The sequence below is a fragment of the Flavobacterium sp. J27 genome, from assembly GCF_004303025.1.
GTDB lineage: Bacteria > Bacteroidota > Bacteroidia > Flavobacteriales > Flavobacteriaceae > Flavobacterium.
Genome location: NZ_PJQW01000007.1, coordinates 67,030 through 93,297, shown reverse-complemented (window position 1 = coordinate 93,297; position 26,268 = coordinate 67,030). Strand labels below are relative to the sequence as shown.

Annotated in this window: 30 protein-coding genes; 22 read left to right on the top strand and 8 right to left on the bottom strand. The window is 32.0% G+C overall.

Annotated elements, in window-relative coordinates; all coding sequences use genetic code 11:
• The first annotated feature begins 30 nt into the window (after positions 1–30).
• The gene (pruA, locus tag CX675_RS11160) at positions 31–1,659 is read left to right on the top strand and encodes an L-glutamate gamma-semialdehyde dehydrogenase (protein WP_130735317.1); all 1,629 of its coding nucleotides are present in this window, start codon (positions 31–33) and stop codon (positions 1,657–1,659) included.
• A gap of 59 nt (positions 1,660–1,718) precedes the next feature.
• Here the strand turns inward: pruA and rsmG are convergent, their stop codons facing one another.
• Positions 1,719–2,348, bottom strand: a complete 630-nt coding sequence (rsmG, locus tag CX675_RS11155; RefSeq protein ID WP_130735316.1) for a 16S rRNA (guanine(527)-N(7))-methyltransferase RsmG — start codon at positions 2,346–2,348, stop codon at positions 1,719–1,721.
• Between the two features lie 113 nt (positions 2,349–2,461).
• Here rsmG and CX675_RS11150 point away from each other — a divergent pair, with 113 nt between their 5' ends.
• Both CX675_RS11150 and CX675_RS11145 read left to right on the top strand, forming a co-directional pair.
• Positions 2,462–3,559 (top strand): acyl-CoA desaturase, encoded by a 1,098-nt coding sequence (locus tag CX675_RS11150; protein ID WP_130735315.1) that lies wholly within the window; start codon positions 2,462–2,464, stop codon positions 3,557–3,559.
• 56 nt (positions 3,560–3,615) lie between these two features.
• Positions 3,616–4,800, top strand: a complete 1,185-nt coding sequence (locus CX675_RS11145) for a pyridoxal phosphate-dependent aminotransferase (RefSeq protein WP_130735314.1) — start codon at positions 3,616–3,618, stop codon at positions 4,798–4,800.
• Positions 4,801–4,864: 64 nt separating this feature from the next.
• Here CX675_RS11145 and CX675_RS11140 read toward each other — a convergent pair whose 3' ends face one another.
• The 3 genes from CX675_RS11140 to CX675_RS11130 form a co-directional block, all read right to left on the bottom strand.
• Complete coding sequence (locus CX675_RS11140; RefSeq protein WP_130735313.1) at positions 4,865–5,926, bottom strand: serine hydrolase; 1,062 nt, start codon at positions 5,924–5,926, stop codon at positions 4,865–4,867.
• A 94-nt stretch (positions 5,927–6,020) separates the two neighbouring features.
• Positions 6,021–6,425: a hypothetical protein gene (locus CX675_RS11135; protein ID WP_130735312.1), complete on the bottom strand. Its 405-nt coding sequence runs from the start codon at positions 6,423–6,425 to the stop codon at positions 6,021–6,023.
• On the bottom strand, positions 6,409–6,996 hold the full coding sequence (locus tag CX675_RS11130; RefSeq protein ID WP_130735311.1) for an RNA polymerase sigma factor: 588 nt from the start codon (positions 6,994–6,996) through the stop codon (positions 6,409–6,411). The genes CX675_RS11135 and CX675_RS11130 overlap by 17 nt, the downstream gene beginning before the upstream one ends.
• A 136-nt stretch (positions 6,997–7,132) precedes the next feature.
• On the opposite strand from CX675_RS11130, the gene CX675_RS11125 reads away from it, so the two are divergent.
• The 4 genes from CX675_RS11125 (at position 7,133) to CX675_RS11110 (ending at position 9,652) form a co-directional block, all read left to right on the top strand.
• Positions 7,133–7,474 carry a DUF6249 domain-containing protein gene (locus CX675_RS11125; protein WP_130735310.1) on the top strand — a complete coding sequence of 114 codons (342 nt, stop codon included), beginning with the start codon at positions 7,133–7,135 and terminating at the stop codon, positions 7,472–7,474.
• 107 nt (positions 7,475–7,581) lie between these two features.
• Entirely contained in the window at positions 7,582–8,751 is a 1,170-nt protein-coding gene (gene purT / locus CX675_RS11120; RefSeq protein WP_130735309.1) for a formate-dependent phosphoribosylglycinamide formyltransferase, read from the top strand.
• Between the two features lie 2 nt (positions 8,752–8,753).
• Positions 8,754–9,077 (top strand): DUF6370 family protein, encoded by a 324-nt coding sequence (locus CX675_RS11115; RefSeq protein ID WP_130735308.1) that lies wholly within the window; start codon positions 8,754–8,756, stop codon positions 9,075–9,077.
• A complete protein-coding gene (locus CX675_RS11110; protein WP_130735307.1) occupies positions 9,077–9,652 on the top strand; it encodes a Crp/Fnr family transcriptional regulator in 576 nt (191 codons plus the stop codon). Before CX675_RS11115 ends, CX675_RS11110 begins: the two co-directional genes overlap by 1 nt.
• A 227-nt stretch (positions 9,653–9,879) precedes the next feature.
• On the opposite strand, the gene CX675_RS11105 is transcribed toward CX675_RS11110, so the two are convergent.
• The gene (locus tag CX675_RS11105) at positions 9,880–10,761 is read right to left on the bottom strand and encodes a phospholipase A (protein WP_205728632.1); all 882 of its coding nucleotides are present in this window, start codon (positions 10,759–10,761) and stop codon (positions 9,880–9,882) included.
• Between the two features lie 180 nt (positions 10,762–10,941).
• Between CX675_RS11105 and CX675_RS11100 the strand changes: the two genes are divergently transcribed.
• The 13 genes from CX675_RS11100 to CX675_RS11040 all read left to right on the top strand — a co-directional run bounded on the left by CX675_RS11100 (position 10,942) and on the right by CX675_RS11040 (position 18,905).
• Positions 10,942–11,892, top strand: coding sequence for a mechanosensitive ion channel family protein (locus tag CX675_RS11100; RefSeq protein ID WP_205728631.1), 951 nt, complete (start codon positions 10,942–10,944; stop codon positions 11,890–11,892).
• A gap of 146 nt (positions 11,893–12,038) precedes the next feature.
• Positions 12,039–12,755 carry a pirin family protein gene (locus tag CX675_RS11095; RefSeq protein WP_130735306.1) on the top strand — a complete coding sequence of 239 codons (717 nt, stop codon included), beginning with the start codon at positions 12,039–12,041 and terminating at the stop codon, positions 12,753–12,755.
• 11 nt (positions 12,756–12,766) lie between these two features.
• Positions 12,767–13,051 carry a GNAT family N-acetyltransferase gene (locus CX675_RS11090; RefSeq protein WP_130735305.1) on the top strand — a complete coding sequence of 95 codons (285 nt, stop codon included), beginning with the start codon at positions 12,767–12,769 and terminating at the stop codon, positions 13,049–13,051.
• Between the two features lie 2 nt (positions 13,052–13,053).
• A complete protein-coding gene (locus tag CX675_RS11085) occupies positions 13,054–13,461 on the top strand; it encodes an OsmC family protein (RefSeq protein ID WP_130735304.1) in 408 nt (135 codons plus the stop codon).
• 33 nt (positions 13,462–13,494) lie between these two features.
• Positions 13,495–13,719, top strand: a complete 225-nt coding sequence (locus tag CX675_RS11080) for a (4Fe-4S)-binding protein (protein WP_130735303.1) — start codon at positions 13,495–13,497, stop codon at positions 13,717–13,719.
• A gap of 3 nt (positions 13,720–13,722) precedes the next feature.
• Complete coding sequence (locus tag CX675_RS11075; protein WP_130735302.1) at positions 13,723–14,256, top strand: NADPH-dependent FMN reductase; 534 nt, start codon at positions 13,723–13,725, stop codon at positions 14,254–14,256.
• 89 nt (positions 14,257–14,345) lie between these two features.
• Positions 14,346–14,876, top strand: a complete 531-nt coding sequence (locus tag CX675_RS11070; protein WP_130735301.1) for a YceI family protein — start codon at positions 14,346–14,348, stop codon at positions 14,874–14,876.
• 132 nt (positions 14,877–15,008) lie between these two features.
• Positions 15,009–15,881 (top strand): ACP S-malonyltransferase, encoded by an 873-nt coding sequence (fabD, locus tag CX675_RS11065; protein WP_130735300.1) that lies wholly within the window; start codon positions 15,009–15,011, stop codon positions 15,879–15,881.
• 16 nt (positions 15,882–15,897) lie between these two features.
• The gene (locus tag CX675_RS11060; RefSeq protein WP_130735299.1) at positions 15,898–16,707 is read left to right on the top strand and encodes a DUF6503 family protein; all 810 of its coding nucleotides are present in this window, start codon (positions 15,898–15,900) and stop codon (positions 16,705–16,707) included.
• Between the two features lie 78 nt (positions 16,708–16,785).
• Entirely contained in the window at positions 16,786–17,580 is a 795-nt protein-coding gene (locus CX675_RS11055; RefSeq protein ID WP_130735298.1) for a HipA family kinase, read from the top strand.
• Positions 17,558–17,941 (top strand): DUF3037 domain-containing protein, encoded by a 384-nt coding sequence (locus CX675_RS11050; RefSeq protein ID WP_130735297.1) that lies wholly within the window; start codon positions 17,558–17,560, stop codon positions 17,939–17,941. The genes CX675_RS11055 and CX675_RS11050 overlap by 23 nt, the downstream gene beginning before the upstream one ends.
• An 11-nt stretch (positions 17,942–17,952) precedes the next feature.
• The gene (locus CX675_RS11045) at positions 17,953–18,627 is read left to right on the top strand and encodes a peptidoglycan DD-metalloendopeptidase family protein (protein ID WP_130735296.1); all 675 of its coding nucleotides are present in this window, start codon (positions 17,953–17,955) and stop codon (positions 18,625–18,627) included.
• Positions 18,628–18,668: 41 nt separating this feature from the next.
• Positions 18,669–18,905: a hypothetical protein gene (locus tag CX675_RS11040; RefSeq protein WP_130735295.1), complete on the top strand. Its 237-nt coding sequence runs from the start codon at positions 18,669–18,671 to the stop codon at positions 18,903–18,905.
• 51 nt (positions 18,906–18,956) lie between these two features.
• Here the strand turns inward: CX675_RS11040 and CX675_RS11035 are convergent, their stop codons facing one another.
• The 3 genes from CX675_RS11035 to CX675_RS11025 form a co-directional block, all read right to left on the bottom strand.
• The gene (locus tag CX675_RS11035; protein WP_240723634.1) at positions 18,957–20,147 is read right to left on the bottom strand and encodes a glycerophosphodiester phosphodiesterase; all 1,191 of its coding nucleotides are present in this window, start codon (positions 20,145–20,147) and stop codon (positions 18,957–18,959) included.
• A 177-nt stretch (positions 20,148–20,324) separates the two neighbouring features.
• The gene (gene galE, locus CX675_RS11030) at positions 20,325–21,338 is read right to left on the bottom strand and encodes a UDP-glucose 4-epimerase GalE (RefSeq protein WP_130735294.1); all 1,014 of its coding nucleotides are present in this window, start codon (positions 21,336–21,338) and stop codon (positions 20,325–20,327) included.
• 73 nt (positions 21,339–21,411) lie between these two features.
• Positions 21,412–22,542: a DegT/DnrJ/EryC1/StrS aminotransferase family protein gene (locus CX675_RS11025; protein WP_130735293.1), complete on the bottom strand. Its 1,131-nt coding sequence runs from the start codon at positions 22,540–22,542 to the stop codon at positions 21,412–21,414.
• Positions 22,543–22,635: 93 nt separating this feature from the next.
• Between CX675_RS11025 and CX675_RS11020 the strand changes: the two genes are divergently transcribed.
• Together CX675_RS11020 and CX675_RS11015 are read left to right on the top strand one after the other, a co-directional pair.
• Entirely contained in the window at positions 22,636–23,892 is a 1,257-nt protein-coding gene (locus tag CX675_RS11020; protein ID WP_130735292.1) for a 3-deoxy-D-manno-octulosonic acid transferase, read from the top strand.
• A 126-nt stretch (positions 23,893–24,018) separates the two neighbouring features.
• Positions 24,019–26,178, top strand: a complete 2,160-nt coding sequence (locus CX675_RS11015) for a S46 family peptidase (RefSeq protein WP_130735291.1) — start codon at positions 24,019–24,021, stop codon at positions 26,176–26,178.
• Positions 26,179–26,268 lie beyond the last annotated feature (90 nt).

Genomic DNA, 26,268 nt, shown 5'->3' with positions numbered 1-26,268 from the left:
TATTCAATAATTCATTAAAAAACATTACTTATGTTAAAAGGATTTTTTAACGTTCCAAAAGCTGTAAATGAACCTGTTAAAACATATGCAGTTGGCTCAAAAGAAAGAGAAGCAGTTGCAAATGCTTACAAAGAAATGTGGAATTCAACAATAGAAGTTCCATTATATATAGGAGATCAAGAAATTAAAACTGGCAATACACGCAATATGTCTGCTCCTCACGATCATCAACATATTGTAGGAACATATCATTTAGCAGAAAAATCGCATATCACACAAGCAATTGACAATGCCCTTGAAACCAGAAAAAAATGGGCGACCATGTCTTGGGAAAACAGAGCTGCTATATTTTTAAAAGCTGCCGAATTAATCGCAGGACCTTATAGAGCAAAAATTAATGCCGCAACCATGATTGCACAATCGAAGACAATTCACCAAGCAGAAATTGACGCAGCTTGTGAATTAATCGATTTTTTACGTTTTAATGTAGAATACATGACACAAATCTACAAAGAACAACCTAACTCCGATTCATCAACTTGGAACCGACTAGAACACAGACCTTTAGAAGGATTCATATATGCCATCACGCCATTTAACTTTACAGCTATTGCCGCTAACTTACCTGCAAGTGCAGCTATGATGGGTAATGTTGTGGTTTGGAAACCAAGTGATAGTCAAGTATTTTCTGCCAAAGTAATTATTGATGTTTTCAAAGAAGCTGGACTACCTAATGGAGTAATCAATGTCGTATTTGGTGACGCTATCATGATTACTGATACTATTTTAGCAAGTCCTGATTTTGCTGGAATACATTTCACAGGTTCTACACATGTATTTAAAGATATTTGGGCTAAAATTGGGAACAACATTAACAAATACAAAACATATCCTAGAATTGTAGGAGAAACTGGAGGTAAAGATTTCATTATTGCACATCCTTCTGCAAATGCAAAACAAGTTACTACAGGAATCACAAGAGGTGCTTTTGAATTCCAAGGACAAAAATGTAGCGCAGCTTCTAGAGTTTATATACCTCAAAGTTTATGGCCTGCTGTAAAAAACCAATTAGAAATTGATTTAAAATCAATGAAAATGGGCTCACCAGAAGACATGTCTAACTTTATTACTGCTGTAATTCACGAAGGTTCGTTTGACAAATTAACCTCATATATTGATCAAGCTAAAAAAGATTCGGATGCAGAAGTAATTTTTGGAGGAAACTATGATAAATCAAAAGGATATTTCATAGAACCTACCGTTATTTTAACTACAAATCCAAAGTATACCACAATGGAAACAGAATTATTTGGTCCAGTAGTAACTATTTATGTATACGAAGACGCAAAATGGTCTGAAACACTTACACTAGTTGATGAAACTTCTGAATATGCCTTAACTGGAGCTGTATTTAGCACAAATCGATTTGCTATTGAAGAAGCCACTGTCGCTTTACAAAATTGTGCGGGTAACTTCTATATTAACGACAAACCAACAGGTGCTGTAGTAGGTTGCCAACCATTTGGAGGAGCTAGAGCTTCAGGAACAAATGATAAAGCAGGTTCTGTATTAAACTTATTACGATGGGTTTCACCTAGAACTATCAAAGAAACTTTTGTAACACCAGAAGATTATAGATATCCTTTCTTAGGAAACTAAGTCAAAAGGAATAAATAAAAAAAACGCTATCAGAAAATTTGATAGCGTTTTTTGTTAGACTATTTCTTATGCTTCAATGGTAAATACACTACTTTTTTAGTTTCAAAAAAATCTTCTTCAAAAAAATCAGACAAGTCATATTGTTTTGCATTTGGAAAAGAGGCTAATTCTTCGGTTAAATCACCACCTTTTAAATATAAAATTCCGTTTTTAAATTCGTGCTTTGATTCTTTCACAGTTCTATCTGCAACCCATTTTACAAAATCTGGCATATTAGTAACTGCTCTGCTTACGATAAAATCAAAGTTCCATTTTACTAATTCAGCTCTTTTTTGTTCAGCAACCACATTTTTAAGTCCTAAAGCCTTAGCTACTTCAGTAACCACTTTTATTTTTTTTGCAATAACATCTATTAAGTAAAACTCCACTTCAGGATACATAATAGCTAATGGAATTCCCGGAAACCCACCGCCTGTACCTACATCCATAATCTTAGACCCTTTTTTAAATTCTAAAACTTTGGTTATTCCTAAAGAATGCAACACATGTCTTACATATAGCTCTTCAATATCTTTTCTTGAAATCACATTTATTTTCGCATTCCAATCTTCATACAAATCCTTCAGCATCTCAAATTGTTTTATTTGATTCTCATTAAGATCAGGGAAATATTTTAAAATTAACTCCATTGCTTTTTTTGTTGCAAAAATACATTTTTTAAGAAACAATTAGGTTAAAATACGCAGTCTAATAGAGATTATTATTATCTTTGGTCGCAAACAAAGCTTTAGACAAAAATAGAATGAATACAAAAACCCCTATTTTCTCAAAAACTGATAATGCTAAGTTTTTTAGAACTTTAAATAAAAGAGTAAACGATTATTTTAAAGAAAAAAACTTAAAAAGAACTGGTAACTGGAAGTTGCATTTGAAAACTGTAATTATGTTTACTTTATTTCTAGCTCCTTACTTTATTTTGATTTCATTGGCTATGCCATTTTGGGTCTATGTTTTACTAAGTATAACTATAGGTATTGGAATGGCAGGCGTAGGAATGAATGTAATGCATGATGGAAACCACGGTTCTTATTCTACTAAATCGTGGGTTAATAAATTCATGGGAGGCAGTATCTATATTTTAGCCGGTAATGTATACAACTGGCAAGTACAACATAATGTATTACACCATACCTATACCAATATTCCTGGACATGATGAAGATTTAGACGCAGGCAGAATTATTCGCTTTACTAAAGAAGCAAAATGGTATAAATTTCATAAGTTCCAACATTATTATTCTGTATTTTTATATGGTTTATTAACTTTCAATTGGGCTTTAACTACCGATTTCAAACAGATGAAAGGTTATATCAAAAGAAAACTTTCGTATGGAAAAGTAAAAAGTCCAAAAATCTTATGGACTACCTTAGTTATCACTAAAATGATTTATTTTTCTGTTTGGATTATTATCCCCATGCTACTAGGCGTGTTATGGTGGAAAGTACTTATTGGATTTTTTATCATGCATTATACTGCGGGTTTAATTTTAAGTGTTATCTTTCAATTAGCACACGTAGTGGAAGAAACCTCAAATCCAATTCCATCTGAAGAAACGGGAGAAATCGAAAATACTTGGGCTATCCACCAATTGTTTACCACTACTAACTTTGCTCCTAAAAACTGGATTGTAAATTGGTACACTGGAGGTTTAAATCATCAAATTGAACACCATATTTTTCCAAATATTAGCCATATTCATTATACTAAAATTGCAGAAATCGTAAAACAAACGGCTAAGGAATGCAATCTTCCCTATTATGAATATAAAACGATGAGAAGTGCCGTAATAGCACATTTTAAGCATCTCAAAGAATTAGGTCAACAACCACAATTAGCATAAAATTGAGACGCGAGTAATCGCGTCTTTTCTATAAACTATAAATAACAAACTACACAATGAATGTATTATCAGATAGAATTAACAATTTATCTACTTCGCAAACACTAGCAATGGCTGCTTTAGCTAGAGAGTTAAAAGCACAAGGAAAAGATATTATTAGCTTAAGTTTAGGTGAACCCGATTTCAACACACCCGATTTTATTAAAGACGCTGCCAAAAAAGCAATCGATGAAAATTACAGCACCTATAGTCCTGTTGACGGTTATGCAGACTTAAAAGAAGCTATTTGTAAAAAATTCAAACGCGATAATGATTTAGAATACAAACCAGCCAACATTGTAGTTTCAACAGGTGCAAAACAATCCCTTTATAATATTGCTCAAGTAATGCTAAATGAAGGTGATGAAGTAATTTTACCCGCACCATATTGGGTATCCTATTTTGAAATTATCAAACTTTCTGGAGGCACTCCAGTAGAAGTACCCACTTCAGTGGAAAGTGATTTTAAAATAACTCCTGAACAATTAGAGAAAGCAATTACACCAAAAACAAAAATGATGTGGTTTAGTTCACCTTGTAATCCAAGTGGTTCAGTATATAACAAAGAAGAATTAACCGCACTTTGTAAAGTTTTAGAAAAACATCCAAATATTTATGTAGTTTCAGATGAAATTTATGAACATATTAATTTCTCTGGAACATTTTGTAGTATTGGGTCTATCCCTGGAATGTTAGAAAGAACCATTACTGTAAATGGTGTTGCCAAAGCATTTGCCATGACTGGATGGCGAATTGGGTACATTGGTGCTCCTGAATTTATCGCAAAAGCGTGTACAAAAATTCAAGGACAAGTAACTAGTGGTGCCAATAGTATTGCACAAAGAGCTACTATCACAGCTGTTGAAGCAGACCCAAAAGTATTACACCACATGGTGGATGCTTTTCACAAAAGAAGGGATTTAGTGGTAGGATTAATTCAAGAAATTCCTGGTTTAAAAATTAATGTACCAGAAGGTGCATTTTATGTATTTCCAGATGTTTCTGAATACTTTGGTAAAACATTAAAAGGAACTAAAATAGAAAATGCAACCGATTTCTCTATGTATCTTTTAGCAGAAGCTAATGTAGCAACCGTAACAGGAGAAGCTTTTGGAAACCCAAATTGTATTCGTTTTTCTTATGCAACTAGCGAAGAATTATTAAAAGAAGCATTACGCAGAATAAAAGAAGCGTTAAGCTAATTCTAAAATACATATAAAAGGGTGTGAATTTAAAATTGCACCCTTTTCCTTTTTTAAAACAAAACTATTCCTTTACATACAAAGCTGCAATATTCTTCACTATACTGGTTGGTGAATGGCAATCACAATTACTTAAGCCTACCACATAGATCTTTTCCTTTGGCAAATAGACAGCCATTGATTTAAAACCAAAAATACTTCCACCGTGTTCATATGAAATGGCTTCCTCTATTTTAGTAATATGCCATCCATAACCATACCCTATTTTCTCACCATTATTTAACATGTAATTTTTAAAAATCTTATCTTTTGTTTTTTGTTTTACTAATGTATTTGTCTCCAAAGCCATTTGCCATTTCAACAAATCATCAACCGTAGACAATATAGAACCCGAAGCATAAGGCAAACTAAAACTAATATATTTATTATTTACAAATGCTCCTTTAAAATGATACCCTGATACTCTTTTTTTAGTTATTTTATTATGACTTGCGTAAGATGAAGAACTCATATCTAATGGTTTAAAAATATTTTCTTGGATAAATTCAGCATACGATTGACCTGAAACAACTTCAATGATATAACCTAACATAACATAGCCTGAATTGCAATATTTATATTTTTCTCCAGACTTAAAATCCATGGGTTCGTCTTTAAAAAACTGAATAAGTTCGACTGGAGACAACTCTTTTTCTGCAATATCATTAATCGCTTTTATCTTAGTAAAATCTTTAATGCCTGATGTGTGTGTTAAAAGATGATGTATCGTAATTTTATGACCATGAGTAGGATAATCGGGAATATATTTTACAATTTCATCTTCAAAATGCAATTTTCCTTGTTCTTCTAGCAATGCAATTCCTACTGCTGTAAACTGTTTTGTCATCGAACCGATTTCAAAAATAAACTCAGGTTGCATCATAACATCTAGCTCTAAATTAGCTATTCCAAAAGCTTTTCTATAGTTTATCTTTCCATCTTTGGCTACTAAAAAAACGCCTCCAGGCTCTTCTTCTTTAAAGGTATGTTTAATAATACTATCTATTTCTGAAGTAGTAACTTGCGCATAAAAAATATTCTGAATTGCTAAAAAAGCCATCAGAAAAAAAAGGATAACTGCTCTCATGATTTTTAGATTAATGATTTCCTTTTTTGACTTCCAAAAAGACTTCTGGGTTACAAAAAAAGCGAACATAACGTCCGCTTTTTTTATTTTCATATTAAGATTGCCATCGCTTCTTTTTATAAGAAACAATAAAAAACATTTGTAAAAGACTAAATACGAAAAATAGGAGTAAAGAAAATATAACGGTCTTAGAAAACTTTAGCCTTGTAAAAAAAGCATCATACGTATTCTGAAACACTCTTTCAAAGAACAACTTACTAGCTGATTCTGTACTGTTTTCATTTAATAAATAAAAAGCTACTAATAAAAAAACAGAAAACAAAACGCCAATTATTACCCATATTGTTTTAGAAATTAATGGTGCATTTATTTTTTGAAGCACTACTTCATGTTCAATTTGTTGCATTACTTTTAAAGTAAATTCTTCTGATGGGGTTTCCAAACTTGATTTACGTATCAATTGATTTACAAAAGCTTCATTCTTAATTTCTTCTTTCATAATTTTCTATAATTTCGGTTGGCAATTGTGTTCTTAAAATAGCTTCTAATTTTTTCCTACTTCTAAATAATTTTACTTTAGCATTATTTGAACTAATATGCAATACTTTTGCAATGTCATCTAGAGATTGATCTTCATAATAATATAAAGTTAACAATATACTTTCATCATAAGGTAACAAATGAAGACATTTTTGAATTATTATTTCTTGTTCTTGCTGAACTAATAGATTAAAAACAGATTCTAACGCTATACTTTCTTTTTCATTATAATCCGCTACTGCTACAATAAGCCTCTCCTTTTTATATTTTTTTAAAACATCTAAACACGTATTATATGCAATTTTATACACCCAAGTAGAAAATTTAGAATTCCCTTTAAACTTAGATAAGGATTTGAAGACTTTTACAAAAATATCCTGAGATGCTTCTTCTGCCTCTTCTCTATTTTTAAGCATTCTAACAGCAATAGTAAATACTAAATCTTTATACTTGTTCACTAAAACAGCAAAAGATTGAGTATCTCCTTGCAATACTTTTTGTATATAAATCTGATCTTCCGTACTACTCATATATCCATAAGACTGCTACTTTGTTATTTTGGTTACATCCTTTTAAAAAAAATCAAAAAATGTGTAACCTTATGAAAGTTCTCTTCGTCATAGACTAAAAACACATCCAATTTAATCAATTAAAAAACGAAAAGTTATGGGATCAGAAATTATTATTGTACCAATTATGTTTTTATCCATTTTTGGAATCTTTTATTTATTTTTAAACACACGTAATAAAGAGCGATTAGCACTTATTGAAAAAGGAGCTGATGCTAGTATCTTTTTTTCAAACAATACATCTGGTGTGCCTACATGGAAAATTATAGTAATTAATTTAGCTTGTTTAATGATAGGTATTGGTACAGGTATTTTATTGGCTTTAGTAGTCGATAATCTGTTTGAAATAGATAACGGACCTCTTTACCCAAGCTTAGTATTTATTTGTGCTGGTTTAGGTCTTTTAGTAGGATTTAAAATCGCTAAGAATCTAGAATAATTTCATCTAAATTTCTAAAAAATTGAATCCTTTTTGTAAAAAAGGGATTCAATTTTTTTTTACGTTTTTAAAAACTTAATTTTGTTTCGATTTAAACCAACACAACAATGACTAAAAAAATTTTACTTCTAGGTTCAGGTGAGCTAGGAAAAGAGTTTGTAATTGCAGCACAACGTATCGGACAGCATGTAATTGCAGTTGACAATTATGAAAATGCACCAGCCATGCAAGTAGCCCATCAATTTGAAGTAATTAATATGCTTAATGGATCTGAACTAGATCGCATTGTTGCTAAACATCAACCCGATTTTATTGTTCCAGAAATAGAAGCCATTCGTACCGAACGTTTTTATGATTATGAAAAACAAGGCATTACTGTGGTGCCATCTGCAAAAGCAGCTAATTTTACAATGAACCGAAAAGCCATTCGCGATTTAGCAGCTAAAGAATTAGGCTTGCGAACTGCTAAATACCGTTATGCTACTACTGCAAAAGAGCTAGAAGAAGCCGTAAATGAAGTAGGAATTCCTTGTGTGGTTAAACCTTTAATGAGTTCGTCAGGTAAAGGTCAATCAACAATAAAAACAATTCAGGATATTGAAAAAGCATGGAACTATGCGGTTGAAGGTTCTCGAGGCGATGTAGTAGAAGTTATTGTAGAAGCATTTGTAACCTTTGATTCGGAAATAACACTTTTAACAGTAACTCAAAATCACGGTTTGCCTACCCTATTTTGTGCGCCCATTGGTCACAGACAAGAAAGAGGAGATTATCAGGAAAGTTGGCAACCTGCAAACATTTCTGAAGCGGCACTTACTGAAGCTCAAGACATGGCAAGAAAAGTTACCGAAGCATTGGGTGGTGCTGGACTTTTTGGTGTAGAATTTTTTCTTACTAAAGAAGGCGTTTATTTCTCTGAATTATCTCCAAGACCTCATGATACAGGCATGGTAACTTTAGCTAATACGCAAAATTTTAATGAATTTGAATTACACCTTCGTGCTATTTTAGGTTTACCAATTGCCGAAATTACATTAGAAAAAAAAGGTGCTAGTGCGGTTATTTTAGCTTCTGAAAATTCGAATCATCCAACATATAGTGGCATTGAAAAAGTAGCGGTATTACCTAAAACTGATTTTAGAATCTTTGGTAAACCAACCTCTAGACCCTATCGAAGAATGGGAGTAGTTTTAATCCATGATTCAGTAGAAACTCCTATTGAAACTATTACAGAAACAGCAAAAGAAACAGCAAAATTAATCACTGTAAATTCTTAAAAATGAAAAAACTATTTTTATTAGTAGGTTTAATAGTTAGCTTTATAAGTCTTGCACAAGAAAAAACAAGCACAAAGAAAAAACAAATTGTAGAAGCTTCTTGTGGACAATGTCAGTTTGGAATGAACGGTAATGGTTGCGATTTAGCCGTAAGAATTGATGGGAAAGCCTATTTTGTAGAAGGCACAGATATCGATAAACATGGAGACGCTCATGCAGAAGACGGTTTTTGTCAAGCCATTCGCAAAGCGGAAGTTGTAGGAACCATAAAAGATACGGTTTTTGTTGTAACTCAATTTAAATTGCTCCCAAAAACAACCAAATAATGGCTTTAATTTTAGATAATATTTCCAAAATAACCCCACTTACCGATAGTGAAAAGGAATTCATTCTTTCCAAAACCGAAATAAAAGAATTTAAAGCCAAAACGATGTTACATAGTGCAGGTGAAATATGCAAACATTCTTATTTTGTAAATTCGGGTATTGTAAGAAGCTTCAATATCAACGATCAAATTGTAGAGCATGTGTTACATTTTGCTTGTGAAGGTTGGTGGATTGGCGATATGTATAGTTTACTTTCACAAAAACCTGGCAATCTATTTATTGAAGTTTTAGAAGATGCAGAAGTAGTTTTATTATCTAAAGAAAATCAAGATATCCTATACCGTGAAATCCCAAAATTAGAACGTTTTTTTAGAATTCTAATGGAAAAATCATTGGTTGCACACCAAGAGCGATTGATGGATAATTTGAGCTTGTCTGCCGAAGAACGATTCGAAAAATTTTGCAATCGGTATCCAAGTTTAATTCAAAATGTACCTCAAAAACAAATTGCATCTTACATTGGGGTAACCCCAGAATTTTTCAGCAAAATGAAAAGTCGTTTGTTGAGAAAATAAGGTTATACCTTCAAATAATAATCTCAAAGCTTCTATCAAATAGCTAAAAGGTTAAAACGAATCGCTTTTACATTATAATGAATACCTTTTAGCTACTATTTAATAGCAAAAAGCTTAAAAGAAACACCTTTTTGCTTAAAATAAGTAACCTAAAGCTTATAATTCAAAGCTTCAAGGTATTTTTCGGAAGCTAAAAAACTAAAGACAGTAGGTAATCTTTTAAAATGTTACCAATTAGCAAAAGAAACTCCTATTCCCAAAGTAGTCTGACTTACATTATAATCTATTAAGGTTTCACCATAGCCGTGAAATACTTGCGCATGACCTCGCAAATGTCCTCTAATAGGAAAAACATAATTTAACTGAATATTTCCTTTTTTAAAGGTGGAAAATGAATGCGACATAATAGTATAAAACTCATGTTTTCCAAAATTTGCCCCTATTTCTAATTCAGCATCGCCAATATATTTAGTTATATCCGGGTTTTCATCTTCTGTATCTGGCACTCGATACCATGGTCTGAAATTTACATTCCAATTTCTGTACTCATAACCAATATTAAAAATAATTCTATTCCAGCTCCTTGAAGTTGGAATATCTTTCCCGTTTGACTGATGATTTAAAACAACTCCAAAGTTTCTAATATTACCGCCCCACAAATCAATACACATTGGAAAATTAAAAATAATTTCTGGTTCATAATTTAATTCTCTAAAAGCACGCGACAATTTTTTATTATACACTTGCCAATGCGCTTTTTGTGTATAAGCTACCCACAAATCGCCTTTCCCAAAAAACAATCCTTCCACAACTTTTGTTTTAAAACTAATCTGAAATTTAGCTTCTATATTGTCGAAAATATTTTTATCATCAGTCGCAAATTCCCCACTTTCGTTAAAAGGTTCTTCATTATTTTTACTCGACCATCGTGCAGCTGAAAAATAAATTGGTCTATAGGATACTAATCGAAAGGTTCCTTTTTTATCAATACTATCCAATTCCCATTGTTGTGACATAGTTTTTTTTATGATTGGACTCCCTAATTGATGTTGTGAAAACGAATAATGGAGAGTAATAATCAAGGTTAGAAATAGTGAGAATTTTTTCATTTTTAGGTTTTTTATTGACACGAAATTACTGCATTCAGCCTAGTTCAGGTTTCATGAATTTGACAAAGATTTACATAATTATAAGGTTGTGATTGTTAATCAAAATTTTATCATGATATTGTAAGTACATTTCATATACAATGATTTTTTTATAAGAAAATATAACAAAAGGAAGACTTTATGAAACTACAACAGTATTTTTTAAGCATTAATTTTTCAAAAATGGATATTAATAAGTTTTCAGATTTAATTGCTGAAAAACTTACTGACTGGATGGAAAGTTTAGTCAAATTACTTCCCAATATTTTTTTAGCAGTTTTAGTTTTAGTATTGGGTTTATTTATAGCCAAATTTATTCGTAAAATGGCTTATAAAATCATAGCCAAAATTTCAAAGAATATCACCTTAAATAATTTATTCTCCTCTGTAATTTACCTCACTACAATAGGTATTGTTATTTTCACAGTTTTAAGTATTTTAAAATTAGACAAAGCAGTAACTTCTATTTTAGCTGGTGCGGGTATTTTAGGTTTGGCTTTGGCTTTTGCTTTTCAAGACATTGCTGCCAACTTTATGTCGGGTGTGTTTATTTCTTTCCGAAAACCATTGCGTGTAGGAGATATTGTAGAAGTAAAAGACTATATGGGTAAAATTATTGAAGTTAACTTAAGAGATACTGTCATGGAAACATTTCAAGGTCAAATTGTAATTATTCCAAACAAGGAAGTTTTTCAAAACCCTATCGAAAATTATTCTCACATTACCAAAAGGCGCTTCGATTTAAGTGTGGGTGTTTCTTATAACGATGATTTAGAAAAAGTAAAACAAGTTACATTAGAAGCTGTAAAACCAATTGAAAATCTTTCTAAAGAAGACGATGTTAAAATCTATTTTGTTGAATTTGGTGATAGTTCTATTAATTTATCAGTTAGAATGTGGGTAAATACCCCTGAACAATCTGTTTACAACCAAGTAGGAAGTGAAGCCATTATGCGAATTAAAAAAGCGTATGATGCCAATGACATTACGATTCCTTTTCCTATTCGTACGCTAGACTTTGGTATTAAAGGTGGAATTCCTCTTCATGAAATGCCTATCCAAATTGCAAATGGAAATCAAAAAACAACATAAAACTTTCTTAATCTAGGTTAAGCAATAAATCTGTAAGTGGGTTGTAAATTTGTATCATACAAGTTGAAAATCAACAATGAAAGAATAAAGATTAATATCATATTCCTTATAATTTCATCATTACAGTAACAACAAATCGTAAAAAAATGAAAAATTCAGTAATTCATAGAGCAAATACCCGAGGAAATGCAAATCATGGTTGGTTAAATGCATGGCATAGTTTTAGTTTCGCAAATTGGTACAATCCAGAACGAGTACACTTTGGAGCATTACGTGTATTAAATGACGATACAATAGCTGCAGGAATGGGTTTTGGCACACATCCTCATGACAATATGGAAATTATCACGATTCCTTTGGAAGGAGATTTAGCACATAAAGATAGTATGGGAAATGCAGCTACTATTAAAACAGGCGATGTGCAAGTGATGAGTGCAGGAACTGGCATTAGACATAGTGAGTTTAATCCTAATGCTGACCAACAAACAAAATTGTTCCAAATTTGGTTATTCCCTAACCAACAAAATGTAACACCTCGTTACCAACAAATAACATTAGATCAATCGTTACAAAAAAATAATTTCGCACAAATTTTATCTCCTAACTCAGAAGATGAAGGCGTTTGGATTCATCAAGAGGCTTGGTTTTATTTAAGTGATTTTGATAAAGATTTTACCAAACAATTGGCTTTAAAAAAAGAAGGAAATGGTTTTTATATCATGACAATTGAAGGAGAAATTGAAGTAAATGGAGAAAAACTAAACAAAAGAGATGCTATTGGAATCTGGAATACAGATACACTCGAAATTAAAGCCGTAACTGCAGCTAAATTTTTAGTAATGGAAATTCCAATGGAACATTAATACAACAAATTATGACACCAACAGTCCAATTAGAAACCAACGACAAAAACGGTTACTTCTACATTGAAGTAGACGGAAAATTAGCCGCAAAAATGACTTTTGTTTATGCGGGTAGTGACAAAATAATCATCGATCACACCGAAGTAAATGAAGCATACAATGGTAAAGGCTTTGGAAAACAAATGGTAGCTCAAGCAGTCGCTTTTGCTCGTGAGAAAAATATAAAAATTATTCCTTTGTGCCCTTTTGCAAAAAAAGTTTTTGAAAAAACACCTGAATATCAAGACGTACTATAATTATGGAGAATTTATTAGAAAATAATGTACTAGGACATATTGGTTTACAAAAATATAAATGTACCATTTCATGGCGAAATGGTACATTTGTAATGGATGAACCCGAAAGTATTGAAGGTAAAGATTTAGGTCCAGATCCATACACTACTCTTTTAGCCTCTTTAGCGGGTTGCACTTTGTCTACTTTACGAATGTATATCGATAGAAAAGGCTGGATTATTCCTGAAATAAATATTTCCTTAAATTTATATCAAGAAAACACTCCTGAACTAACAACAACCATAACACGTAACATTAGCTTTTCAGAAAACATAGAAGAAGACATTAAAAACAGATTATTACTAATTGCAGAAAAATGTCCAGTATCTAAAATTTTGAAAAACAAAATCGTTATCGATACCACAATTTAATTGTACTTTTAACAAACTAAATAATAACAACATATGAATCCGAAAGACATTACAAAAGAATACACAAATGGAGAAGTAACCATAGTGTGGCAATCTGGAAAGTGCATTCATTCTGGAAATTGCGTACGAAACAATCCCGATGTTTTTAAACCTAAAGAAAAACCTTGGATTACTCCAGAAAATTCAACTACTGAAAAAATTATTGCAACTGTTGAGAAATGTCCATCAGGAGCATTAACCTATTATAAAAACAAATAAATAATGGCAAAAAAAATTATTGCTTTCGGTGCATCAAACAGTAAAAAATCAATTAATAAACAATTAGCTACTTATGCTGCCAGTCTTTTTACCAATGCTACAACAGAAGTTTTAGATTTAAATGATTTTCCAGTACCAACGTACTCCATAGACATTGAAAAAGAACAAGGTTTTCCTAAAGCCGCTCATGATTTTTTAGCAAAAATTGCAGAAGCTGATTTACTTGTTATTTCTATGGCAGAACATAATGGAAATTATACAGCCGCTTTCAAAAGTCTTTTCGATTGGATGTCTCGCATCAACGTAAAACTATTTCAAGGAAAAAGTATATTCCTTTTAGCAACTTCTCCAGGAGCTCGTGGCGGTAGTTCTGTTTTAGAAATTGCTGAAGGAAGATTTCCAAGACATGATGGCGTTACTGAAGCTACTTTTTCATTGCCTAGTTTTAATGATAATTTCGATACTAAAAAAGGTGTGATTACCAATACTAGTTTAGATGCTGAATTAAAAGAAAAAGTTAAAAAAATAAACTTCTAATCTTATTTCTTAATCTAGGTTAAGTGATTAGCTAACTAACTGATTGTAAATTTGTAGTGTAATTAATAAATAATTTAAAAATAAATAATATGGCAACTACAAAATGGACCATAGATTCCACACACTCAGAAATAGGTTTTAAAGTAAAACACATGATGTTTACAAATGTTTCAGGAAAATTTGACTCTTATGAAGGAACAATTGAAACAGAAGAAAATGATTTTTCAACGGCAAAAATTTCTTTCTCAGCCGCAATAAATTCTATAAACACAAGTAATACAGATAGAGATAACCATTTAAAAAGCGGTGATTTTTTTGATGCTGACAACTTTCCAAACTTAACTTTTTCAAGTAGCTCTTTTTCTAAAATATCAGAACACAATTATGAATTAACTGGTACATTAACAATTAAAGGTACTTCAAAAGAAGTAAAATTACCTGTTGAGTTTAGCGGATTAATGCAAGATCCTTGGGGAAATACAAAAGTAGGTTTAAACATAGAAAGTAAAATTAACCGAAAAGATTGGGGATTAAACTGGAATGCGGCACTAGAAACCGGTGGCGTTTTAGTAGGAGAAGAAGTTAAACTGATCATTGAATTACAATTAGTTAAAGCGTAATTTTACGTTTTACAAATACAACACCTTACAGGTTTTAGGACTTGTAAGGTTTTTTTATGCTTAAAAAAGTTTATTTTTGTACAGATTATGAATAAATTAAAAACATAACGCATTAAAAATTAAACGAAATAAATGAAAGCATACGTATTTCCAGGTCAAGGTGCCCAATTTACAGGAATGGGAAAAGACTTGTATGAAAATTCGGCAACAGCCAAAGAACTATTTGAAAAAGCGAATGAAATATTGGGTTTTAGAATTACCGACATCATGTTTGAAGGAACTGCTGAGCAATTGAAAGAAACCAAAGTAACACAACCAGCCGTTTTTCTACACTCTGTAATTTTAGCAAAAACATTAGAAAATTTCAAACCTGAAATGGTAGCTGGACATTCTTTAGGTGAATTTTCAGCATTAGTTGCTAATGGCGCTTTGTCATTTGAAGATGGTTTAAAACTAGTTTCGCAAAGAGCACAAGCCATGCAAAAAGCTTGCGAAATAACACCTTCAACAATGGCAGCGGTTTTAAATTTAGAAGACAAAATAGTAGAAGATATTTGTGCCAGTATTGATGGTGTTGTAGTAGCAGCCAATTACAATTGTCCTGGACAGTTAGTCATTTCTGGAGAATACAAAGCTGTTGAAATGGCCTGTGAAAAAATGAAAGAAGCGGGTGCAAAAAGAGCTTTAATTTTACCTGTTGGAGGTGCTTTCCATTCACCTATGATGGAACCTGCAAGAGAAGAATTAGCAGCCGCAATTGAAGCTACTACTTTTTCAAAACCAATTTGTCCAGTTTACCAAAATGTAACAGCAAATGCGGTTTCTGATCCTGAAGAAATAAAGAAAAATTTAATTATCCAATTGACAGCTCCTGTAAAATGGACACAATCAGTAAATCAAATGATAGCAGATGGAGCCACAAGTTTTACAGAAGTAGGTCCAGGAAAAGTATTAGTTGGTTTAGTGAATAAAATCAATAAAGAAGTAGCTACACACTCTGCTTAATCAAAAACAACTAGTCATGAAAAAAACAATCTTATGGATGAGTATTTTGCTTTTATTTTCTTGTCAAGAAACACCTAAAAAAGAAGGAAATAAAACAGAAGAAACTGCACTTCAAAATGAGACAAAAGAGATTCCAGAGTTTACCAAAGGAATTGAAGCTACTCATAACAAAGTCGCTTTTCAATCTAAAGAAATGTTTAGTTATGATTTAGTAGTGCATTTTGGTGATTCAAAATATCTTTCTGCTCATTTTACTCAAACTGTAGATGGTAGCAAAATACGAATGGAAAGAGAAAATGGAGAACTTGTTATTTATGATGGTACTTCTGTTTTTACCAATCAATCTGAAGCGAATCTTTCTAAAGACCGTTTTGATATTTTTACTTGGCCTTATTTTGTAACTTTGCCATTTAAATTAAATGATGCTGGAACTATTTGGTCTGATTTTCAAAACAAACCTTTTGAAGACAGTGTCATACCAACAGGCAAATTAACTTTTGAAGCCAATACTGGAGATGCACCAGATGATTGGTATGTAATTTATAAAAATCAACAAAATTATCTCGTGGGAGCTGCTTATATTGTAAGTTTTGGCAAAGGAAAAGAAGCTGCTGAAAAAGAGCCACACGCTGTAAAATACACCCATTTTACTGAGGTAGAAGGCATTCCTTTTGCAAAAGACTGGACCTATCATCTTTGGACTACAGAAAATGGCTTTGAATCTCAAATAGGCGATGCCACATTAACTAATATTGTTTTTTCAAACAAAAACGATAGTCTCTTTACCAAACCAAAGCAAGCTATTTTAGTCCCATTACAAGAATAGTTTTAACCAACTTTATATATAAAACTCCTATAAACAAGTAGGAGTTTTTTAATTATATTTGTTACAATCGTTTGATAAATTACTATGAATTTAAATTTACGAACCGTAAATGTAACCCGATACATTACTCCTCTTCGAGAAGGAGGGTCTTTACCTGCTTTAGCAGATGCTGATGATGATTTTAAATATGTTTTAAAATTTAGAGGTGCTGGTCATGGTGTGAAAGCATTAATTGCTGAATTTTTAGGTGGTCAAATTGCAAAAGTACTCGGTTTACCTGTCCCCGAATTAGTTTTTGCAAATTTGGATGAAGCTTTCGGAAGAACTGAAGCAGACGAAGAAATTCAGGACTTATTAAAATTTAGTCAAGGCTTAAATTTAGGATTGCATTTTTTATCCGGTGCTTTAACCTATGATGCAGCAGCAAATGATTGTGAGGCTTTACTGGCTTCAAAAATTGTTTGGTTGGATGCTTTTATTACCAATGTAGATCGTACGTTTAAAAACACAAATCTACTGCTTTGGAAAAAAGAACTTTGGCTCATTGATCATGGTGCGTCATTTTATTTTCATCATTCTTGGACGAATTGGGAAACTACAGCTAAAACCCCTTTTGCACTAATTAAAGATCATGTTTTGTTACCTAAAGCTTCACAATTAGAAGTGGCTCATGATTTTTGCACTACTACTTTAAATTTCGATATTTTAAAAGAAATAGTAACCCAAATTCCTGAAGAATGGCTACAATGGGAAGATCAATTGATTACACCTGAAGAAATAAAAGAAGTTTATTTTCAGTTTTTGACGATTCGTTTACAATATGCTGAATTATTTTTAAAACAAGCGCAAGATGCACGAAAAACACTTATATGATTATACTATAATTCGTGTTGTACCAAGAGTAGAGCGCGAAGAATTTATCAACGTGGGTTTGATGCTTTTTTGTAAACGTCAAAAATACCTTCGTATTCAATATCAAATACCAAAGGAAAAAATCATCGCTTTTTGTCCCAAATTTGATTTAGAACAATTACATATTAATTTAGAAGCTTTAGTAACCATTTGTGAAGGCAAAAAAGAAGGCGGACCTGTTGCTCAATTTGAAAAAGAAGAACGTTTCAGATGGATTAGTGCCGTTAAAAGCTCAAGTATTCAAACCTCTAGACCTCATGCTGGTTTCAGTGCTAACTTAGAGCAAACATTTGATAAACTATACCAAGAATTAGTAGAATAAAAGCCCTATAAATGAATCACTTAGAAACTATTCTCCAAAATCAAAAAAACATTAAAGTTATCGATGCTTCCATTGATTACACTCTGTATGCTCCTATTAATCTTTCAGCTTCAAACACACATTTAATTCCTGAAGTTCTAAAAGATGCTGAAGCTTTTGAACAATATATAGAAACTCATTTATCAAAAAACAAAGCTAAAGTAGCCTTTGGCGGTTATTTAGAAACTCGCAATTTATACAAAAGAAGTTCCGTTTTTAATGATACTATTTCAGAAGAACGCAATATTCATATCGGTTTAGATTTATGGATCAAGGCAGGAACATCTGTTTTAGCAGCTTTAGATGGAACCATACATAGTTTTCAGAATAATACTGCATTAGGAGATTATGGTCCCACTATTATTTTGAAACATCAAATGGAAGACGTCACTTTTTATACCTTATATGGTCATCTTAGTTTAGATAGTCTTGACAATAAAACCATTGGTCAAACTATAAAAAAAGGAGAGTGTATAGCGACACTTGGAGCACCACCTATAAATGGTGATTATGCTCCACATCTTCATTTTCAGATTATTACTGATTTACAAGAAAAAACAGGTGATTACCCCGGTGTTTGTAGTAGTAAAGACCTTTCTTTTTATAAAAACAATTGTCCTGACCCTAATTTGTTGTTAAAAATTTAAATTTTACTTACATTTGAGAGAATAATTTTAAAACAAACATAATGAAAAAGTTCTTTTTAACATGTGCATGTTTGGCAACATTACTGATTGTTTCATGCAAAGAATCGACACAAGACAAAGTAGAAGAAACGACTGAAGCTATTGGTGAAGATATTAAAGAAACTACTCAAGATGCAGTAGAAACTATCGACACCACTATGACAGAAATAGGAAACGACATCGAAAATGGTGTTGAAAAAGCAAAAGAAGAAATACACGAAGAAGAAGTTGAAAAGTAATTCTATTCTCTTTATTTAAAAAAAGCTCCAAATTTGGAGCTTTTTTTATTCTTATCTAGCCAATACAGCGGTATCTGTAAAATCGGTAAACAACCCATCTAAACCTAAAGCATAGAATGCTTGATATTCTAAAATAGGATTATTATGATAATTACTTAATAATCTTCTACTTTCGTTTCTAAATGTATAAGCATGAACCTGCAATCCTTTAGCATGTGCTTTTTCAATTAAATTACTTGGTTCTAAAGCTGTTTTATCTGCATCATTAATTTTTCCATCAGCATTCATATCATCTGCCATCATATCATTATTCGCATCAGTTCCTTTATAAGAAATAATAAACGGTTTCCAAGGTCCTATTCCATCTGCGTATGTTTTTACAAAATTCAACCCTGCTTCGGTAGTAAAATAACTGTAATCGCGTGTGTCGCCTTGTAGATGCCAATCATAAGGCTTTCCATACGATATGGTTTCCCCATTTGGCACTTCAAAAATTAAATCTCCGTTTAAAGCCACATCATAGCAACTTAACAATTGAATAATTTTAACTGTTGATTTGGAACGAATGTACTGCAAATTAGTCACTTCAAAAGATTGTACAAATACTGGTGCTGACTTACTGTTCCAACCTGCAACTGTTAAAGCTTCTAATAATTTATCTGAAATAGGTAAATTGAGAGCTTCATGAAAAGCAGGATGCTTTGTTTCGGGATAAATGCCAATCGTTTTTCTCATTTGAGCTGATTTTTCTTTAACCAAAGCAATCACTTCTGCAAATGTAGGCACTTCATAGAGATTATTATATTGCTGTGATCTTTCGGAAAACGCTTGCTTGGCTTTTAATTGTTTAATTTCTGCCAAAGTAAAATCGGAAGCAAACCAATCTTCCACCATCACTCCATCAATATTTTTTGTAGTTTTCTTAGAAGCAAAAGCTGGAATCTCAGATACATTAGTCGTTCCAGACAACATGGGTTCATGTCGTACGACTAAGACACCATCTTGAGTCATAACTAAATCGGGTTCAATAAAATCGGCACCTAATTCGATAGCTTTAGTATATCCTGCCAATGTATGTTCTGGCAAATAACCCGATGCCCCTCGATGGGCTACAATTAAAGGATTTTTACCTGTTAATGTAGGATACTTTGAAACTGGTGTTGTTTCTGAAGAACTGTCGTCTTGGTTACACCCCATAACCAATAGTGTTGCCAACGCTAGAAAAGTGTTTTTTAAAATCATGGTAAAATTTGTTTGTTTGAAATGCAAAACAGCATCTTTTTTTCAAATTTCAGATTACCCAATTGTTAAAAATAGATTATTAAAAACTTTAATGCTTATCTCATACTTTAATTTTAATCAAAAAAAACCAGACTAAAGTTAGTCTGGTCCTTATTTTATATTTTAACTAGAAAACAATTAACTTCTAATTTTTTGCTCCCATTTCCAAGCACTTGCTAAAGCATCTTCAAGAGAATGTGTTGCTTTCCATCCTAAAACAGTATTGGCTTTGTCTGTATTAGCATAAGCTTCTGTTATATCACCTTCTCGTCTACCAACAATCTTGTAATTCAACTTTTTTCCTGAAACTTTTTCAAAAGCGGTAATCACTTCTAAAACAGAACTTCCTTTTCCTGTACCTAAATTAAACACTTCCACTTTTTCTGTATTCTTTCCTGCTAGTAAACGTTGTAAGGCTATAACGTGTGCTTTCGCTAAATCGACCACATGAATATAATCTCTAATAGCCGTACCATCTTGTGTAGGATAATCGTTTCCGTATACTGAAAGTTGCTCTCTTAACCCAATAGCTGTTTGGGTAATGAAAGGTATTAAATTTTGAGGAACTCCTAATGGTAATTCTCCAATAGCAATAGAAGGATGTGCTCCAACTGGATTAAAATAACGCAATAAAATAGCATCGATTGCTGTTACTTTAGCTACATCTTGAATAATTTCTTCTCCTATTTGCTTTGTATTTCCGTAAGGAGAAAAAGCAGGCACTACAGGTGAATCTTCCTTAATTGGCATTTTTTCGGCTTGCCCATAAACCGTACAAGAAGAACTAAAAATAAAATGTGCTTTAGGTAATTGTTGCATTTCTTGCATTACATACACTAATGCATTAATATTGTTCTCATAATATAACAACGGGTTTTCTACACTTTCTCCAACAGCCTTAGAAGCTGCAAAGTGAATTACTCCTGTAATATCCTGATATTTTTTAAACAAGTCCTGAACGGACGCTTTTTCTCGTAAATCGATTTTTTCAAAGATGATTTTTTTCCCCGTAATGGCAAAAATTCCATCTAAGACTTTTTCTGAAGAGTTTGATAAATTATCAACTACAATTACCTCAAAACCTTCATTTTGCAATTCTACAACGGTATGAGAACCTATAAAACCTAATCCTCCAGTAACTAATATCTTCATTTTTTTTAGTTGTTGGTTGCTGGCTGTTGGTTGTTAGATGAGTACCATCAACTATCTACCAATAACCAAACAATTATATTACAAATTCTAAAACTGAATCGGTTATAAACTTAATTTGTTCATCGTCTAATTCAGTATGCATTGGTAGTGCAATTACTTCTTCACACAATTGATTGGTTATTGGAAAATCAGACTCTTTATAGCGTGCATCTGTATAGGCTTTTTGTTTGTGTAAAGGAATTGGATAATAAATTGCACAAGGAATTTGCTTGCTTTGTAAATGTGCTAATAAACCATCTCTTTTACCATTTGTAACACGAACAACATATTGATGAAACACATGATCGTCTCCATTCCAATCAAATTGCGGTACGATTAAATGTGGATTTACACGTAATGCTTCGTTATATTTTTTTGCAGCTAATCTTCTGGCTGTATTATAAGTATCTAAATGTGGTAATTTTGCTTTTAAAACACCTGCTTGAATACTATCTAAACGTGAATTTACCCCAACTACATCATGATGGTATCTTTCATACATTCCATGATTTACAATTCCTCTCAAAGTGTGTGCTAAAGCATCATCATTTGTAAAAATAGCTCCTCCATCACCATAACAACCTAAATTCTTAGAAGGAAAAAAGGAAGTTGCTGCAACGTGTCCAATGGTCCCAACTTTTGTTTTTTCGCCTTTAGCATTCGTATAATTAGCTCCTATCGCTTGGGCATTATCTTCAATAACGTATAAATTATGAGCTTGCGCTAGTTCCATAATTGCATCCATATTGGCTGCACGTCCAAATAAATGCACTGGAACAATTGCTTTTGTTTTTGATGTGATGGCTTTTTTAATTCCTTCAATAGAGATGTTCATATTATCCATATCTACATCCACTAAAACAGGTGTTAATTGTAACAAAGCAATTACTTCAACTGTAGCTGCAAATGTAAAATCGGCAGTAATTACTTCATCACCAGGTTTTAAATCCAATCCCATCATCGCAATTTGTAATGCATCAGTACCATTAGCACAGGGAATTACATGTTTTGCTCCTAAATACTTTTCTAAGTCAGCTTGAAATTGATGAACCAAAGGTCCATTTATATAGGTATTTGTATCTAAAACTTCTTGGATAGAAGCGTCAACTTCTGTTTTTATTTTTTCATATTGACTTTTTAAGTCAACCATTTGTAATTTTTTCATTAATATAAATTTGGTTGTACAAAAATAAGAAATTATATGCTACTTTTTCGGTTAACCAAAAAGAAACGTATTTTAGCAGTTAAATTTGGAAACATGTTTTTTTTATATAATCTATTAGTCATTTTTACTGGCTTTTTACTACAAATTATTGCTCTTTTTAGTCCGAAAATGAAATTATTTGTTTCTGGACGAAAAAATGTATTTTCTACTCTAAAAGAAACCATACAAAACAAAGACAAAGTAATTTGGTTTCACGCCGCCTCTTTAGGAGAATATGAACAAGGTTTACCTGTAATGGAAGCCATAAAAAAAGCATATCCTAATCATAAAATAGTACTTACTTTTTTTTCTCCATCTGGTTATGAAGTTCGAAAAAACAATACTGTAGCTAACATAACCCTATATTTACCTTTGGATACTCAAAAAAATGCTTCTCAGTTTATCGCTTTAACTCATCCTGAAAAAGTATTTTTTATAAAATATGAATTTTGGCCCAATTATTTGAATCAGCTAAAAAAAGCAACACAAGATTTTGGCACACAAACCTATTTAATTTCGGGTATATTTAGAGAAAAACAGGCTTTTTTTAAATGGTATGGCGGTTTTTATAGAAACGCCTTACACAGTTTTGACCATTTTTTTGTGCAAAATGAAAAATCGAAAACCTTAATACAAAATATTGGCTATACTAATGTTACTATTTCAGGCGATACTCGTTTTGATCGGGTTACTGCAATTCTCGAAAGAGACAATCAACTACCCTTTATTGCTGATTTTAAAAATAACAAAACTACTATTGTTATTGGAAGTTCATGGCCTAAAGACGAACAATTATTAGTAGATTATATCAACCAAGCTTCTGAAGGTGTTCAATTTATTATTGCCCCACACAACATTAAAACCGAACAAATTTTACATTTAAAATCTCAAATTAAGAAAAAAACAATCTTATTTTCAGAAAAAGAATCTTATTCAAATAGAATTGATTACCAAGTTTTTATCATTGACACCATTGGCATTTTAACTAAAATTTACTCCTATGCTGATATTGCTTATGTAGGCGGTGGTTTTGGGAATCCAGGTGTACATAATATTCTAGAACCGGCTACTTTTGGTGTACCAATTGTAATTGGCCCTAATTATTCCCATTTTGCTGAAGCCACTGCTTTAGTTAATTTAGAGGGTTGCCTTTCAATTTCTGACTACTCTTCTTTAGAAAATGCTTTTGACTTGTTATTACAAAATGAAGAGGAGCGACATGAAAAAGGACACATTTGTAGTACGTTTGTACAAATGAACAAAGGAGCTACTGAAGCAGTTTTAAAATATCTAAAAAACAAAGAAGCTTAAAACTCAATTCTCAAATTTATTTCTTCAAAAGTAAATTCTAAAACACACACTATATAAAACCTAAATAGCAATTTTTAAACAGACCAAAAAATCCGTAAATTGCGCACGATAATAAATAAAACAATTATGAAATTTTTAAAATTACTGATCCTATTATTTACAATTCCTATTTTTTCGCAACAAGGAGGCATGTGGATTCCTTCTTTATTAAAAGGAATGAATGAAACTGAGATGAAAAACCTTGGTATGAAAATGAAAGCTGAAGATATTTATAGCGTTAACAAATCGAGCTTAAAAGATGCTATTGTTCATTTTAATGGCGGATGTACCTCAGAAATTATTTCAAACAAAGGTTTAATTTTAACTAATCATCATTGTGGTTACGACGCGATTCAAAGTCATTCTTCTTTAGACCATGATTATTTACAAGATGGTTTTTGGGCAAGAGATATTTACGCTGAATTACCAAACCCAGGCATGGTTGCTACTTTAATTGTTAGTATAAATGATGTTACCGACCAAGTATTAGAAGGTGTAGCTGCCTTACCTACTGAAGCTGAAAAGCAGAAGAAAATTCAGGAAAACACTACTAAAGTACAAAATGAATTCCCTAGAGAATCTTGGCAAGACACTAAAATTAGAACTTTCTACGAAGGAAATCAATATATTCTTTTCGTTACTGAGACTTTTAAAGATATTCGTTTAGTGGGTGCTCCACCAAGTTCTATTGGAAAATTTGGTTCTGATACTGATAATTGGGTATGGCCAAGACATACAGGAGACTTCTCTATTTTTAGAATTTATGCTAATAGAGACAATAAACCTGCTGAATATTCTCAAGACAATATTCCTTACACACCAAAACATTTTTTACCAATTTCTTTAGATGGAATAAGCGAAGATGACTTCACGTTAGTATTTGGTTTCCCAGGAAGAACACAAGAATATTTACCTTCATTTGCTGTAGAACAAATTGTAAATACTTTAAATCCAGCTAAAATAGAAATTAGAGAGGCTGCTTTAAAAGTACAAGATGGTTTTATGAGAAAAGACAAAGCTATTAAAATACAATATGCCTCAAAATATGCGAGCGTAGCTAATTATTGGAAAAAATGGATTGGCGAGAAACAGGGTTTAGAAAAATCTAACGCCATTCAATTGAAAAAAGATTTTGAAGCAGAATTTGCCAAAAGAGTTGAAAAAGAAGGAAAAAACAAAGAATATGGTAATATCTTAAAAGATTTCAAAGAAAGCTACGGTGAAATTACGGAATATGCTCTAGCAAGAGATTATTTTAATGAAGTGGTCTTAAGAAACACCGAATTATTAAGTTTTGGATTTCAATTGTACCAATTAGAACAAATCTATGCAGCAAAAGGAGAGCAAGCTTTTAACGATCGAAAAGACAATCTATTAAAAAGATTTAACGAAGCCTATAAAGACTTCAATCCTACGGTAGACGAGCGCGTTTTTGAGCAATTAATGAGTTTATACCTTAGTAAATCTCCTTATTCTCCTCCTTCTCTTAAAAAAGAAGATTTAAACAAACTAGCTTCTGATGTCTATAAAAAATCGAAGCTAACTTCATTCGAAGGTATCAAAGAATTATTAAAAGGAGATGCTAAATCGAGTATTAAAGATTTAAATAAAGATAGTGGTTATGAATTAGTAAAACTGTTAGCAGACTATTACAATGACAAAGTTACTACGATTTATAACGAATTAAATTTAAAAATTAACGGACTACAAAGGGAATACATGAAAGCACAATTAGAGCTTTTCCCAGATGCTAGACATTTCCCAGACGCCAATAGCACATTGCGTGTGACCTATGGTAAAGTAAAAGGATACAATCCAAGTGATGCGGTATACTATGAAGCCGTAACACATTTAGATGGTATTATGGAAAAATACATTCCTGGCGATTATGAATTTGATGTACCAACCAAGTTGATTCAATTGTATAAAAACAAAGATTATGGCGTATATGGAGAAGATGGTAAAATGCCTGTTTGTTTTATAGGAACCAATCACACTACGGGTGGAAATTCGGGAAGTCCGGCAATCGATGCTGAAGGAAACCTAATTGGTTTAAATTTTGACCGTGTATGGGAAGGAACTATGAGCGATATTCATTATGACCCAGAAATCTGCCGTAACATTATGGTCGATATCCGTTATGTTTTATTCATTATAGATAAGTTTGCCAATGCCGATAATTTAATTGAAGAAATGAAATTAGTGCATCCAAAGAAATCTACCAAGAAAACAAAAAAAAGAAGGTAAGAATTTTAGGATTTTTTGGCACGTAATTTGCTCATTATGAACACCAGAGTGAGGATGAAAAAATTTTAAAAAAAAAGTCAAAAAATATTT